Genomic DNA, 14997 nt, shown 5'->3' on the forward strand with positions numbered 1-14997 from the left:
GAGGTAGCTGAAATGAATATTAACGAGATTAAAGCTTTCATGCATGAAAAGCCTGCTCATTTAGGTGAGGCAAGCAGTGTGCAGAATAAATTACGAGATGCTGGGCTAGAGCAAGCTCAAGCGATGCTAGGTGATAAAGCCTCCCTAAGTGACAAAGGGGCTTCAAAAAGTGTATTTGCCGCGCAAGTTTTGATGAACTCAATGAGCCATAGTGTTTCATTAGGACTAAATAAACCTGAGTTTCGTGCTGCGCAACAGACAGAGCAAAAAGAAGAGAGTAAAGGGTTATTCGATTTTGAAGAGGTGGCCCGTAACGTACTCAACTTTGTTGGTGGAGCCGTTAAAAATGCTAAAAATAATGGCGCTGATGAAGAGGCGCTAAATTCATTATTAGAGCAAGCTCGTGCTGGGGTACTTAAAGGTATTGGTATGGCAGAAAAAGACCTTGCCGGTATTATGAATGATGATATAAAAACCGGTATTCGTCGTAGCCAAGAGTTGATTGATACGGGGTTACAGAAACTAAGAGAATCGATTTTTGGCGAAACCCAAGAAGCCAGTGCAGCCATTGCCACTAAGGTTGCTTTGGAGAGCCAAGTGAACTATGAACGTCGAGATAGCGGTGAGTTGCGTATTCGCACTTTAGATGGTGACGAAGTCATGATTCGCTTTGAAGATTTAGAAAGCTTCGAGTTCAATCAAAAGTTACTGAAAGAAGTAGAAGAGGAACAGATATTCCAAAGACCGGTGGAGCCGACTAAGCCGGACGTCGTTAACACGACAGAAAATAACATTCAGAATGACGTGAACAAAGAACCTGTAGCCCGAGAATTTAATGCTGCAGGGGATACAGTCGTTGCAGAAGAAAACAATGCAACCAACACTCATGAAGCAAGTAGAGTGACCTCAACTGAACGTTACGAGCACTTTAATAGCAATGCTTTATCATTCACAGTTCAGGGTGAGCTTGATGAAGATGAATTGAACGCCATTGGCACCTTAGTTGCCGACGCTAGTGACTTAGCCGACGAGTTTTTTAACGGGGATATAGAGTCAGCGTTTAATCAGGCACTTAAACTTGGCTATGACGAAAAAGAATTGACCGGCTTTGCGCTGCAATTAACCAGACAAGAACAAACACAATCAATTCAAGCGTACGAATCGGTATCACACTTTAGTGAAGATGACCCTAGAGGCGATCCGAATAAAACCGTTAAACCAGTAGCGCATTACTTGGACAAAATGCTTGATGTTTTTGAACAATCCAGACAAAAACTGGAAAGTGGTGAGCAATATGATGATTTAATAAACGGATTAATTAATCAAATGGGAGAGGTTCATACCCCTGATTTGATTTCCGCAATACAGCGATTCCATTCTTTTAATCAGAAATTATTAAATGGCTTACCACTGAATTTCAGCGAAATCGGTAACACTGAATAAAAATAGCGGAAGCACGTTAGTTGAAAGGTAACTTGACTAACGTGCTCAAGCTAAGCTGTATTAATCTTCTAAATTTAACTTCTTAAGTAATAATACCGCTTGCGTCCGAGTATTAACTTCTAACTTTCTAAACACCGCGCTGATATGCGCTTTTACCGTCGCTTCTGTTACGTTTAACTCGTGGGCGATTTGCTTGTTTAATAGCCCATCGTGAATAAGCTTTAACACTTGGAATTGCTTTGGTGTTAATTCAGCAATTCTTTGCGCTAAGTTAATTTCATCACTATTGATTTCAGCTATTTGTACTTTTAATTCGTCCGTTAACCATACTTCACCATTCATAATGCATCGCAAGGCTTCGGCAATCGTTGGCGTAGGGCTAGACTTAGGTATAAAGCCTTTTGCTCCGAAACTCATTACATAAGATACCACTTCAATTGAGTCACTTGCTGAAACGACTGCAACGGGAATTTCTGGGTAATCTTGAGTAACACGTATTAGACCGTAAAAGTTTTCACAACCTGGCATATGTAAATCGAGCAAAATTAAATCAATGTCCGGATTTGCATCCAGCGAGTTTAACGTTGAATCAAGCGAATCTGATTGTAAAATTTCAACTTCTTCAAATAACGGTTCCAACGCACCAACTAAAGCTTCGCGAAAAAGCGGATGATCATCTGCGATTAAAAACTTTGCCATTTATGTGCCTTCAATAAATAATTCTACATTAAGTTACAAGATTAATACTTTAGTCGATAATATTGAAGGGATTAATTAACAACCCTGCAATTTATGTGACATATTCTATCAGAAGCCACAAGTTTGATGTAACTAATCCTGTACATCTTAAACATATAGCCTGTATTGATATTACCTATGTAATAAGAAGTTGGTTGTTTTAGTCAAGGCAATTGCTTGGCGCAAGTGGTGCGGGTAGAATTACGAAATGTAATCAGTAGAAGTTTTATCTTATGCAATCAGGCAAAGACGCCATTTATTCTCAGCCTCAACAAGTTAGCAAATTTCGTTTTGACGATGCGGTTGCTGACGTTTTCCCAGACATGATTCAACGCTCGGTTCCAGGGTACAGCACTATTGTTGACGCTATCGGTCAGTTAGTGGGGCGTTATGCTACAGATGACTCAAACATATATGATCTCGGTTGTTCCTTGGGCGCTGTTAGTCTTGCTGCTGCGCGGTACGTCGAAGCAAAAGCGTGTCGTATTATCGCGGTAGATAATTCAGAAGCTATGGCCGACCGCTGTAAGCGCCACGTAAAGGCGTATAAAGCGAATACACCTATTGAGGTCATTTGCGACGATTTAACCAATATTAATATCGAAAAAGCATCTAGTGTCGTGATGAACTTTACGTTGCAGTTCATTGAACCATCTCAGCGTGATGCAATTATTCAGTCTATATACGATGGTTTAGCCCCAGGAGGTATTTTTATTCTTTCTGAGAAGTTGCGCCATGACTCAACCCAAGGCAATGAGTTATTAATAGACTTGCACCATGAGTTCAAGCGGCGCAACGGCTACAGTGAGTTGGAAATTAGCCAGAAGCGGGAGTCAATCGAAAATGTGCTGCGCGCTGAAACCTATGATGCCCATCAGGCACGATTGAAAAAAGCCGGCTTTGACGATGTTGTACTATGGTTTCAATGCTTTAACTTTGCATCTATCGTCGCAATTAAAAACTAAAACTGCTTCAGTTATTTACTCTACAGGCGCTATTCATGTCAGTTAGCTGGTTTAATCAATTTTATAAAGAAATCGCAGAGTCTCCTTTAAGCGCTTGGCTTGAGTCACTGCCTGGACAAATTGCCACATGGCAGAAAGAGCAATTGCACGGAGACTTCAATAAATGGGTGAAGTTATTAGGAAAGCTGCCAAAAACTGAACCCAGCGTGATAAATACCAAAGATAAAGTCGAGTTTGGTGCAGCAGACGATGTAAGTGAATACACGCAGAAGCAAATTGTAGGGCTATTAAAACAATTTATGCCATGGCGTAAAGGTCCCTTTAATGTTCATGGTATTCATATTGACACGGAATGGCGCTCAGACTGGAAGTGGGATCGTGTGCAGCCGCATATTCAGTCATTAGAAAATCGCTATGTGCTTGATGTTGGCTGTGGCAGCGGTTACCACATGTGGCGTATGTTAGGTGAGAATGCGAAAATGGTGGTGGGCGCTGACCCTTCTCAGTTATTTTTGATGCAGTTTCAAGCTATCAAGCATTTCAATCCAGATCCGCGTATTCACTTGTTGCCTGTGGGAGCAGAGCAGTTACCTGAGAAAAACGCTTTTGATACGGTCTTTTCAATGGGCGTACTTTACCACCGAAAAAGTCCATTGGATTTTTTACAGCAACTCAAAAATCAACTTCGTCCTGGTGGTGAACTGGTTCTAGAAACGCTTGTAGTTGAGGGTGATGAGAATACCGTACTTATGGCGGGTGATCGATATGCGCAAATGCGTAACGTTTGGTTTTTGCCCAGTACCGACGCCCTATGTTTATGGATGACACGATTAGGGTTTAAGCATGTTCGCGTCGTTGATTTAGCAAAGACAACGATAGAAGAACAACGGGCAACGCAGTGGATGGACAGTCAATCTTTGGTTGATTTTTTAGACCCGAATGATCACACAAAAACCATTGAAGGATACCCAGCGCCGCTGCGTGCAGTGATTGTTGCAGAGCGCTAAAGCGTCCTTGTCGATTGTTTATTCGTTTATAAAAATTCGTTTGGCCCGGGTTGGCATGCGCGTGACAAGTTCATAGCCAAGTGTGTCAGCCCATTGAGCAACTTCATTTACCGACAGTTTTTTACCCCACAATTCTACGTCATCACCTAGTTTTACATTGTTTAACTGCGTGACATCGACACATAACATGTCCATGGACACCCGCCCCGCTAAAGGTGCGATATGACCGTTTATCATCACAGGAGTGCCAGATTTAGCAGCGCGTGGATATCCGTCTCCATAACCCGCGGCAATTGTGGCGATTATACTTGGCTGTGTTGCTGTCCATGTTGCGCCATACCCTACAGACTCACCAGCATTGACCTGCCTGAGGGCAATAATTTTAGAATGGAACTGCATAGCCGGAATAAGAGGCGCAGAAAACGTATTTTCGTGATCAAATGGACTAATACCATACAGCATGATCCCAGGCCTATTCCACGTTCCATGACTTTCTGGCGCGGACATGACGGCTGCTGAATTTGCTGCACTATTTGGAATGAGTTGGTCAGTCGTTGATAATGCCTTTACAAGGTTATGAAAGTCCTCATGTTGACGCTTAAAAAAGGTGTGATTGGGTTGGTCTGACATTGCAAAATGGGTCATCAATACAATCGAGCGCACATTTTTGCTGTTAGCTAGCGTTTGATAAGTATGGTTAGCATCGGCCGCGGATATACCTAATCTGTGCATTCCCGTGTCTATTTTCAGCCAAACATCTGCAGGCTCATCTAAAGAGGTATTTAGTAGCTCTTCAATTTGATGTTGATTATGCAGCACAACTTGCAGGTTTAAGTCATCTAAAACACTTAGCTCACTAGAACAAAAACAACCCTCTAACAGTAATATGGGCGTTTTAATGTGGTTTTGTCGTAGGCTAACGGCTTCCTCGATACTAGACACTGCTAACAATGTCGCTTTACCATCAAGAGCTCGGGCTGTGGCAACAGCGCCATGCCCATAAGCATCGGCTTTAATAACGGCCATGGTTTGGCTTACGTTATCGAGAGAGTCGCCATTTTTAGGTTTAGCGCCAAGTGACTGAGCATAGTTAAAGTTGTGGCGAATGGCGTTAAGATCCACTGTGATTGAAATAGGACGGGGCATTAACGACCTTAATATTGGTACTTATATTGACTAAATAGTGCTTGGGCCGCTTGCCATACATCACCGACAGAGCCACTACCTACAGGCTTTTCATCTAGCGTGATAATAGGCGCGACTTCTTTACTTGAACTGGTCAGCCACAGCTCATCAGCATTACGGACTTCTTCCATAGTAATGACGCGCTCTTCGATTTTATAGTTGCTGTGCTCTCTAAGTATGGCTAGCAGTAATTTACGTGTCACCCCAGGTAACAGTTGATTGTCCAGTGCTGGTGTCGCTATCACATTATTTTTAACCACAAAAACATTACATGAACTGGCTTCTGTGAGTTGCTGTTGTTGGTTAAATAAAATCGTTTCTTGCATTCCGAGATCTTGGCTTTGTTGAAAATGCATAACATTCCCAAGTAAAGACGTAGATTTTATATTGCAGCGCTTCCAGCGCAGATCTTCGCTGCTGGTAACGTTAAACGGTTTTACTTTTGATTTATCCGGAGTCGGTGCCGCTGGGATCTCAAAGGAAAACGCGAATACTGTTGGCGTGACACCACTAGGGTAGGCGTGCGCACGCTTGCTGTCAGTACCTCGGCTCACATGTAAATAAATGCCGCGATTACCCGATTCGTTTTTACTGACCAAATTATCGACGATCTGTTGCCAGTCTTCATGGCTGTAATCCAGTTTGATACCAATAGAGCTTAACCCCTGTTGCATACGCTCTATATGAGCGATAAACCCAACGGTCTTACCTTGGTAGGTAGGAATAACTTCATAGATACCGTCGCCAAATAGAAAGCCGCGATCCATAGGAGAAATTTTTGCTTGCTCTTGAGGAAGGTATTCCCCATTTAAAAATACGATACTCATAATAAGAACCCAGAAATAGCATTAGGAAGAAAGGCGATAAGAGGCGGATTATGCCACGAATTTTTGCGCTAAATTAAGCTTCTTTGTTAGTAAATTTGAATTTTTACCGTGACAAACTGTGTTATCAGGTACAATAAGGTTCGCTTCTATAGTTCAACACAGACAGGTTTTATGCTGCAAATTGGTAAGTTCAACTCATTAAAAGTAATTAAACAAGTGCCTTTCGGCTTCTACCTTGATGGTGGAGACGACGGTGAAGTGCTGCTACCGACTAAGTTCGCTGACGAGGCGTGTAAAGTAGGTGTCACCTGCCAAGTATTCGTATATCACGACAGTGATAGTCGATTAATTGCTACAACCCAAACCCCGTTTGCTCAGGTTGATGAATGTGCCTTTTTAAAAGTGGTCAGTGTTAATAACGTCGGTGCATTTTTAGATTGGGGCATAGATAAAGATATTTTGGTGCCTTACAGCGAACAAGACTTCCCCATGGCAGAAGGCGTGTCTTATGTGGTGTTTGTTTACTTTGATGATGAAACAGGAAGAGTGGCGGCATCAACGCGATTGCGAGATTTTCTGTTTGAAGAAGGCAAAAACTTCGACCCTAAGCAAGAAGTTGATTTACTGATTTGTGGCCGTAGTGACATGGGTTATAAGGCGGTGATAAACGGTAGCCACCTTGGTTTGATTTTCAAAGATGAAGTGTTTAAACCGCTACGCATAGGTCAACGCACCAAAGGGTTTATTAAACGCGTTCGCGAAGACAACAAAATTGACCTGTGTTTTCAGTTTCATGATGATGGAGCGCGTAACGATCTGGCTGAGCAAATAATTGATGATTTAGAAGCTCATGGCGGCATCTCGACGTTAACGGATAAGAGTTCTGCACAAGAAATATCGAAACGTTTTAATGTGAGTAAAAATGTGTACAAAAAGGCATTAGGCGCTTTGTACAAGCAGAAACGCATCTTATTGGATAAAAGCAAAGTTACCTTAATTAAGTAAATATTATTGCATCAATTCGCAGTGGAGTAGTAGATGAAAGCGACGGTCAATTGGCAGTCAGGCATGAAGTTTGTGGGTGAAACTGACTCAGGTAAATGTATTAAAATGGACGGTGAGGGCAGTCAAGCTTCACCGATGGAAGCAGTATTGCTTGCAGTGGGGGCTTGTTCATCTATTGACGTAGTGGAGATCCTGAAAAAATCACGCCAAGCGATTACTGGCTGCGAATGCCAACTTGATGCTCAGCGAGCGGATGAAGCGCCTAGGGTGTTTACTGAAATTCATGCGCACTATGTAGTTAGCGGTGAAAACCTAAGTGAGAAACATGTTCAACGGGCGGTTCAACTTTCTGCAGAGAAATATTGCTCAGTGATGTTAATGCTAGAAGGTAAAGTGAAGATTACTACTAGTTTTACTATTCAGCCTTAAATAAGCAGGATCCAAGTACACTATGGATTTAGCGCAGGGAGCGAGTTGAGCAGGGTATTCATGTTCAACTCGTTCCTAATATTCAGCGCTATGTTTTACGCTAGTGCGGTAAAGGCTTGTTCAAAGTCGGCGACGATATCGTCTACATCTTCAATACCAATCGAAAAGCGCAGCATATTATCATTTATACCCATGTCAGCTCTTTGCTCAGCTGTATTCTCAAAGTAAATTGTTGACGCAACGGGTAAACCTAAAGTACGAGTATCGCCAAGATGAGTGGCGCAAAGCACGAGTTTAAGTTCATTTAAAAATGCCAACGGGTCAATGTGCGCTGCCAAGTCAATGCTTACAATGCCACCATAGCCAGTGAATAATTCTCGCGCGATAAAGTGTTGAGGATGATCCGCTAAGCCAGGGTAGTAGACCTGCTGTACATGTTCATGGGTGTGTAAATAGGTAGCAAGACGCAATGCATTTTGACAGATGCGTTCAACACGTAGTGCTAGCGTTTCAAGGCCAATCGAAATGCTATGCGCTGAATCAGGTGACAAGGTTGCCCCCATATCCCTTAGCCCACGTTTTTTGATTTGGGTAAGCCCCCATTGTTGTATATCGGCGCCGCGGTACATGGGAAGTATGTTGTCAAACCCACTCCAGTCGAATAAACCGGTATCAATTATTACACCGCCAAGTACGTTTCCGTGCCCAGATGCGTATTTAGTTAGCGAAGCAATGGTCAAAGAGGCTTTGACACTTTTAGGCTGGAAGATGTTTGCTGGTGTCATTGTATTATCGACGATAAACAACAATTTGTTTTCTTCGCATAACTGGCCGATTGCTCTTAAATCAGACACTTGGGTCGCTGGGTTGGCAATTGTTTCTGCATACACTAATTTTGTTTTGGGCGTGATCGCTGCGGCCACGTTTTGCACATTTGTAGCGTCCACATAGCTAATCTCAATACCTAGGCCTTCAAGCGTGCTCGCTAAACTGCTGGTGTTACCGAATAAATATTGACTTAGGATGATGTGGTCACCACTGCGTAACAAACTCAGAAAAGTAGCGCTAATCGCGGCCATACCGGTAGAGAAAGTAATGGCACCGATGCCTCCCTCTAGCGAATTGAGAATATTTTGCAGCGACACGCTAGATGCAGACGAGGAGCGAGAGTACACATGACCTGCCATTTTTCCTTGAAACACATCTACTAAGTCTTGTGCGTTATCAAATGAAAACAGTACGGAATTGTTTGTTGCTTGGTGCACGGCACCGTTTTGTGGTTTGTTGATAATTCTATCTGCGTGTACTAAACGGGTGGTAAAACCTTGGTCTTTCAATCTTTGTCTCCGCTGGGGGGCGTTAAGTTGGTGGCTACATTATCAGGGAATTTAGCATGCACAGTATGGTAATGCTGATAAATGCGCTGTAATTCTAACGGTATATTCTCACTTATTGTAAGCACAGGACCTAATTCAATTCGCTTTTTCTTATAATCAAATGCAACTAAGAATACGGGCATGTTAGCTTTATGAGCGATATGTAAAAAGCCCGTTTTCCAGTTTTCTCGTCTGCTGCGGGTGCCTTCAGGTGCCAAGCACAATATCATTTTCTCCGCATTACGCGCTTTTTCGGCCATTTGATCCACAATACCATGCGCTTTTTGCCGCTTGATGGGGATCCCGCCCCAACGCTTAAGTAACATTGAAAACGGGGGGATAAATAGACTATTTTTAGCAAAGAAAGTAATTTTAAGTTTTAGTGTAAATGCCACTGCTATTCCAATCACAAAATCCCAGTTCGAAGTATGTGGGGCAACGGCAATTATCATTTTCTTGTGTGCGGGGAATTGACCACTGAATTTCCAACCCATCATTTTGAGCACGGTGTTGCCAATAAAGCAGCTCAACGCGTTACCCATACGTGGTAAATCTTCATGTAGAATCGGTGTATTTAATTTGTTAGCCATTTCTTTCTTAGTTGTAGCACTTTACACTAGACGAATGATCCGACATGTCATCCTCATTGTCGAGTGCCAACTCTGCATGCGCATTCAAATGGCCTCTCAGGTATAAAAAAAGGAAAAAAGAATTTTGAGATATTTGTTTTTCGCGTTGGCTTTATACAGCGTTATGGGGTTTGCTCAACAAACAGCACAAAACCTTTTTAGTCATTATCAAAGTGCATTGTATCAAATTAGAATCATTGAATTAGGTTCAGGAAATAAGTCTTCGATCGGCTCAGGGTTTCAAATTAATGACTCGGGCGTGCTCGTGACTAATTATCATGTGGTGTCTAAGTATGTTTATTTTCCAGAAAAGTATCGTATAGAGTACCTAGCCGCAGACGGAACGGTAGGCGAGTTATCTTTGGTGAATATCGATGTAGTAAACGATTTAGCGTTAGTGCAGGTGCAAAGCGACAATAAAAGCACGGACTTTTTCTCTTTGTCTGCTCAATTACCTGAACAAGGTAGCAGCATTTATTCACTTGGTAACCCTCACGACTTAGGCATGATTGTGGTGCCAGGGACCTTCAATGGGATTAAAAAGAACAGTTTCTATCAGCGTATCCATTTCACCGGTTCAATTAACCCTGGGATGAGCGGAGGCCCTGTCGTTAACCCCGAAGGTGAGGTAGTTGGTGTCAATGTGGCCACAGCGGGAAATCAAATTGGGTTTTTGGTGCCATTAACCAAGATCCGTGCATTGATAAGCATGAATGACTTTACACCGATATCTGCCAATGAATATAAGCGCGTGATCGCCACGCAACTGATGGACAACCAACAGCGCTTGTTTGAACGTCTTGAACACGAAGAATGGAAATTAAATGAGTTGGGTGGTGCAAAAATCCCTACTTTGACCGGTCCCTTGTTATCTTGTTGGGGGGATTCAAACAGTGCCGATCAAGAGGCATTGTATTTGTCAGTAGAAAATAGATGTAGTTTAGACGAAGAAATATTCCTTCATGGCGGTCTACGTACTGGCGGTATAGAAATTGAGTTTGAATGGCTTGAAAGTGATGAGTTTGGTGCACATCGTTTTTATGACTTTTTTAGTGGCAGTATTTCAGGCGCAAGCGCAGGTAACCATGCGGGTAAAAATGATGTCAGTAACTATCAGTGCAAACAAGATATTGTTGCCAATAACCATGATGTAAAAACCAAAAGTATTTTATGTTTGCGTGCGTATAAGGAGTTCCCCCATTTATATGATGTTTTATATATAGGGGCGACACTAAACCATGAGTCTCAGGGCTTGATAAGTCACTTCACTTTAGCTGGTGTAAGTCAGGGATCTGCAATGCGATTTACTAAGCAATTCGTGGGGGCAATAGCATGGCAATAGTGCTTGAACTTCTCTCACGTAAAGACCAAACATTAAAATATTTTAAATTTAATAAATCAGAAATTTTAGTGGGGCGAGATCATCATTGTGATTTGCGCTTAGAAGACCCTTATATCAGCGCTGAACATGTGCGTATAAAACAAGATAGTGAAGACCACACTATTTCTTTTGAGGATTGTGACACAGTAAACGGCACCTTAGTAAATAAGCAGTTGTTGCCAAGTGGGCAATTGCAAGGCAACGATATTCTAAAACTTGGGCGCACACGCTTAAAGGTTGTTAATACAAACCAACCCGTTTCAGCAGCGCTGCCTCTGAGTCAATTAGAAGAAAGCCTGAATTGGTTGTCTCACAGCGGGGTAGCGATTCTGTTGACCTTGGCGTACTTAGTGCTGTCTATGGTGCTTGAGTTTACCAACAGTGTCGTGGCTTACAATGTGTTTGATATGCTACCTAAAGAAATGGGTCAAATGGCACTTTTAAGCGCTTGGCCGATAGCCTTCGCGATTATGGGTAAGGTCTTCAATAAAGAAAGTAGGGTGGTGAGTCAATTCTCTATATTGTGGCTTACACTGTTTATTTTTTATGGTTTGTATTTATTGGAAAAACTGGTTTCTTTCAATTTCAATGCACCAGAGGGGTTAATCTGGGTTGAACTAATGGTGTATGCGCTGGTGTTATTTGCTTGCATTTGGTTGTCATTGTTTTTTGCTTTTCACCAAACGAATAAGCGACGTAATCTTGTAAGTTCAATGATGACCTTGGTGATCGTTGTACCAATAGTGAGTTTGAGCATGCTAGGCAGTAACGATTTCAGTGCTAAACCTGCATATAACAGCATTATGTTGCCGCCAATTTATCAATTCAGACCCGCATCGGATGTAAACACTTTTGTCGAAAACTCAGCGTCGCTATTTACCGAACTTGATGAACATCTAGCCAGTGAGAGCTCGGCGCAGAAAAACGCGGATGATTAAGAGCATTAACTTAGTAGTGAAAACTTATGTGTATTTTATTTATCGCTGTAAATCAGCACCCCGATTACCCGCTTATTGTAGCGGCTAACCGCGATGAGTTTTTTGAAAGGCCGACAAGCGAGTCATCTTTTTGGTCCGAGCATCCACACATTCTTGCCGGTAAAGACCTACGCGCTGGTGGTACGTGGATGGGGATTAATCAACAAGGAAAATTATCCGCGTTAACGAATATTCGCGATCCTCAGCGTATTGCATCTGATGCCATCTCCAGAGGCGAATTAGTCAGTGACTATTTGCAACGTTCCCCTAATAGTGAAGAGTATCTGGCTCAGATATCAGCGAACGCTGAAAAATACAATGGCTTTAACTTACTCTTTGGTGATTGGAACGACCTGTATGTATTCAACAATCACACACTTCAATCGGACAAGTTAACCACAGGCGTATACGGTTTATCTAATGCGAGTTTAAATACCCCTTGGCCTAAAACGTTGCAGGGTATGACGCAATTAACCGAATATTGCCAAGACTCTCAGTCACTAGAAAGCGAACAATTATTTGCTTTACTCAAGAATCAAACCAAAGCCAAAGACGATACCTTGCCGCAAACTGGTGTGCCAATAGAATGGGAGCGAAAATTATCTTCCATTTTCATACAAAGCCCAGAATATGGAACACGCTCATCTACCTTGCTTTTAGTGGATAATCAGCAGCAAGTTTCATGGCAAGAACGAACATTTAATAATGAAGCTCAGTGCATTGCCGAAAATAGCTATCATTTCGCTATAAAATAGCATTATTTTAAGTTCGAAAAATCATCAGGCAATGGCATAATGTCTGCCGTTTAGCCTATTCACCATAAATTCAGAGGAACATCATGTTTGAAGTATTGCCCCAGTTACCCGCCGATCCTATTTTGGGATTATCAACTGCTTATAAAGCTGATACCAATCCATTAAAAATAGATTTGGGAGTAGGCGTATATAAAGATGAGCAAGGGCATACACCAATTTTATCTTCTGTGGCTAAAGCTCAAGAGCTTCTATTGGCTAAAGAAGATTCTAAAACCTACATTACCCCTCAAGGTGTGCCAGGCTATATCGATGGCATGTTGCAGTTGCTGTTAGGAAAAGGCAGCAAAGTCATGCTTGAAGATCGTGTTGCAGCCGTTCAGGCGCCAGGCGGATGCGGAGCATTGCGTATCTTAGCTGAGCTGATTAAGCGTTGTAATAGCGAATTAACGGTTTGGGTCAGTGATCCTACATGGGCTAACCATATCCCACTTATTGGTAACGCTGGGCTTAAAATTGAAACCTACCCATATTTCAACAAAGCAGATGCAAGCATCAATTTTGAAGGTATGGTCGATACATTGGCACAAGTTAAATCTGGTGACGTGGTGTTACTACACGGATGCTGCCACAATCCAACGGGAGCTGACTTAACGCCTGAGCAGTGGCATACAGTGTTAGAGTTAGCACAAAAAACCGGATTTATTCCGTTTGTTGATGTGGCTTATCAAGGCTTCGGTGACGGACTTGAGCAAGACGCTTACGGTTTGCGTTTACTAGTGGAAAACTTACCTGAAGTGGTCATTGCCGCTTCATGTTCAAAAAACTTCGGCCTTTATCGTGAGCGCGTAGGTTTAGCTGCAATGATCACGGCAAATACCCAAACCCGCCAAGCTATTCAAACGCAAATTCAATCTATTGCCAGAGGCATCTATTCAATGCCACCTTCTTATGGTGGTGCTTTGGTAGACATTATTTTGAGCGATGAGGCATTACGTACTGAGTGGGTAGCCGAAGTTGAAGCTATGCGCACACGTATGCAAACGCTACGCGGACTGTTAGTCACTAAACTTGCTGAGAAAGGCGCTCAACGAGACTTTAGCTTCGTGAAAGAGCAAAAAGGCATGTTCTCATATTTATGTATCACGCCAGAGCAAGTTCAAGAGATGCGCAACAAACATAGCGTTTACTTTGTCGACTCGAGCCGAGTGAATATCGCAGGTATCAGTATAGCCAATGTCGATGCATTAGCTTCGGCGTTGGTTTCAGTACTGTAATTTATGAATTACCAATAAGCTTCATGCATAAAAAAGCCGATGTTATCATCGGCTTTTTTGTTGCTGCTATATAGAGGTAACTAACAAGACTGAAATTAGTCTTCTACTTTGTCTTTCGCCATGCGTACTTTTAACGTTCTTTCTTGAAACTCTGAGTCATTCAAGTTTTGAATCGCTTTTTCTGCGCCCGCTGCGGTCATTTCAACAAAACCATAACCTTTGCGCTTGCCTGTACGACGATCTTTCATTAAACGAACAGAGTGCACCTGTCCTTGTATTTCAAAATGTTGTTGCACGGCTTGCTCATTGGCACGATAAGGCAAATTGCCAACATACAATGTTTTACTATTATCTACGTCTGCTTCTTCTGTGACTGTTGCAGCTCCAGAAAACTGACTACTAATGATAGGGACGAGAATACCGCCAAGCAGTAAACCAACGGCTATGGCAACATTAGAGTCAAGGTTTGTTGCGATAACAGGTAATAAAAAATAGCCCGCAATAGCAAGAACGACGGAAAGAATTATATTTATTATAGTGGGTGAGTTCATGTATCTACCTAAAAGATTGTGTGTTTATAAGAATATAAGGCTTAGCTATGTTAACCATTTATTACAAATTCGCCAACTAATAAGCCTTTACAATTATATATATAGAAGTAAATACCAGCATATAGGCCTAAAGTTAGTCATTTTGTTTGTTAAATCGTCAGTCGAACACTTTTCTGAAATAAACGCTTGCGATCAGAAATGGGATCTCTATAATGCGCATCTCGCTTCGGGACAGCCGCTAAAACAGCTGCACTGACACTGGTTTTACCAGGTGATTCAAGACTTTTTAAAAGTATTTTATCAGCGTGATGTAAGGTGGTTTGATTTGCTTTTGTCAGTTTTAGATTCACTTCAAAAATTGATGCAAATTAAATAAAAATAACACCTTGACATCGAAGATTGAGAGCGTATTATACGCCTCCCGCTTAAGAGGGTCCACGGACAGCATCTTAAGT

15 protein-coding genes are annotated in these 14997 nt (G+C 42.1%); 9 read left to right on the top strand and 6 right to left on the bottom strand.

The window, feature by feature from the left end; translation table 11 throughout:
• Positions 1–12 precede the first annotated feature (12 nt).
• A complete protein-coding gene (locus GCHA_RS08165) occupies positions 13–1443 on the top strand; it encodes a DUF5610 domain-containing protein (RefSeq protein ID WP_007986983.1) in 1431 nt (476 codons plus the stop codon).
• A gap of 60 nt (positions 1444–1503) precedes the next feature.
• On the opposite strand, the gene GCHA_RS08170 is transcribed toward GCHA_RS08165, so the two are convergent.
• A complete protein-coding gene (locus GCHA_RS08170) occupies positions 1504–2142 on the bottom strand; it encodes a LuxR C-terminal-related transcriptional regulator (RefSeq protein ID WP_007986984.1) in 639 nt (212 codons plus the stop codon).
• 272 nt (positions 2143–2414) lie between these two features.
• On the opposite strand from GCHA_RS08170, the gene cmoA reads away from it, so the two are divergent.
• Both cmoA and cmoB read left to right on the top strand, forming a co-directional pair.
• Positions 2415–3146, top strand: coding sequence for a carboxy-S-adenosyl-L-methionine synthase CmoA (cmoA, locus tag GCHA_RS08175; RefSeq protein ID WP_007986986.1), 732 nt, complete (start codon positions 2415–2417; stop codon positions 3144–3146).
• Positions 3147–3181: 35 nt separating this feature from the next.
• Positions 3182–4153, top strand: a complete 972-nt coding sequence (gene cmoB, locus GCHA_RS08180) for a tRNA 5-methoxyuridine(34)/uridine 5-oxyacetic acid(34) synthase CmoB (protein WP_007986988.1) — start codon at positions 3182–3184, stop codon at positions 4151–4153.
• 18 nt (positions 4154–4171) lie between these two features.
• Here cmoB and alr read toward each other — a convergent pair whose 3' ends face one another.
• Positions 4172–5299, bottom strand: a complete 1128-nt coding sequence (gene alr, locus GCHA_RS08185) for an alanine racemase (RefSeq protein ID WP_007986990.1) — start codon at positions 5297–5299, stop codon at positions 4172–4174.
• An 8-nt stretch (positions 5300–5307) separates the two neighbouring features.
• A complete protein-coding gene (locus tag GCHA_RS08190; protein WP_007986992.1) occupies positions 5308–6165 on the bottom strand; it encodes an aminotransferase class IV in 858 nt (285 codons plus the stop codon).
• 171 nt (positions 6166–6336) lie between these two features.
• On the opposite strand from GCHA_RS08190, the gene GCHA_RS08195 reads away from it, so the two are divergent.
• Together GCHA_RS08195 and GCHA_RS08200 are read left to right on the top strand one after the other, a co-directional pair.
• Positions 6337–7170: a CvfB family protein gene (locus GCHA_RS08195; RefSeq protein ID WP_007986994.1), complete on the top strand. Its 834-nt coding sequence runs from the start codon at positions 6337–6339 to the stop codon at positions 7168–7170.
• Between the two features lie 33 nt (positions 7171–7203).
• Complete coding sequence (locus GCHA_RS08200; protein WP_007986996.1) at positions 7204–7599, top strand: OsmC family protein; 396 nt, start codon at positions 7204–7206, stop codon at positions 7597–7599.
• 95 nt (positions 7600–7694) lie between these two features.
• On the opposite strand, the gene GCHA_RS08205 is transcribed toward GCHA_RS08200, so the two are convergent.
• Positions 7695–8936, bottom strand: coding sequence for a cystathionine gamma-synthase family protein (locus GCHA_RS08205; protein ID WP_007986998.1), 1242 nt, complete (start codon positions 8934–8936; stop codon positions 7695–7697).
• Positions 8933–9565: a 1-acyl-sn-glycerol-3-phosphate acyltransferase gene (locus GCHA_RS08210; protein WP_013752612.1), complete on the bottom strand. Its 633-nt coding sequence runs from the start codon at positions 9563–9565 to the stop codon at positions 8933–8935. Before GCHA_RS08210 ends, GCHA_RS08205 begins: the two co-directional genes overlap by 4 nt.
• Before the next feature lie 124 nt (positions 9566–9689).
• Here GCHA_RS08210 and GCHA_RS08215 point away from each other — a divergent pair, with 124 nt between their 5' ends.
• The 4 genes from GCHA_RS08215 to GCHA_RS08230 all read left to right on the top strand — a co-directional run bounded on the left by GCHA_RS08215 (position 9690) and on the right by GCHA_RS08230 (position 13991).
• A complete protein-coding gene (locus GCHA_RS08215; RefSeq protein ID WP_007987002.1) occupies positions 9690–10946 on the top strand; it encodes a S1 family peptidase in 1257 nt (418 codons plus the stop codon).
• Positions 10937–11923, top strand: coding sequence for an FHA domain-containing protein (locus tag GCHA_RS08220; protein WP_007987005.1), 987 nt, complete (start codon positions 10937–10939; stop codon positions 11921–11923). Before GCHA_RS08215 ends, GCHA_RS08220 begins: the two co-directional genes overlap by 10 nt.
• A 26-nt stretch (positions 11924–11949) precedes the next feature.
• The gene (locus tag GCHA_RS08225; RefSeq protein WP_007987007.1) at positions 11950–12717 is read left to right on the top strand and encodes an NRDE family protein; all 768 of its coding nucleotides are present in this window, start codon (positions 11950–11952) and stop codon (positions 12715–12717) included.
• Between the two features lie 83 nt (positions 12718–12800).
• The gene (locus GCHA_RS08230; protein WP_007987008.1) at positions 12801–13991 is read left to right on the top strand and encodes an amino acid aminotransferase; all 1191 of its coding nucleotides are present in this window, start codon (positions 12801–12803) and stop codon (positions 13989–13991) included.
• Between the two features lie 95 nt (positions 13992–14086).
• Here the strand turns inward: GCHA_RS08230 and GCHA_RS08235 are convergent, their stop codons facing one another.
• Positions 14087–14542: an RNA recognition motif domain-containing protein gene (locus GCHA_RS08235; protein ID WP_007987010.1), complete on the bottom strand. Its 456-nt coding sequence runs from the start codon at positions 14540–14542 to the stop codon at positions 14087–14089.
• Between the last annotated feature and the right edge of the window lie 455 nt (positions 14543–14997).

Origin of the sequence: Paraglaciecola chathamensis S18K6, assembly GCA_000314955.1 — a bacterium.
In the GTDB taxonomy this organism is placed as follows: domain Bacteria; phylum Pseudomonadota; class Gammaproteobacteria; order Enterobacterales; family Alteromonadaceae; genus Paraglaciecola; species Paraglaciecola chathamensis.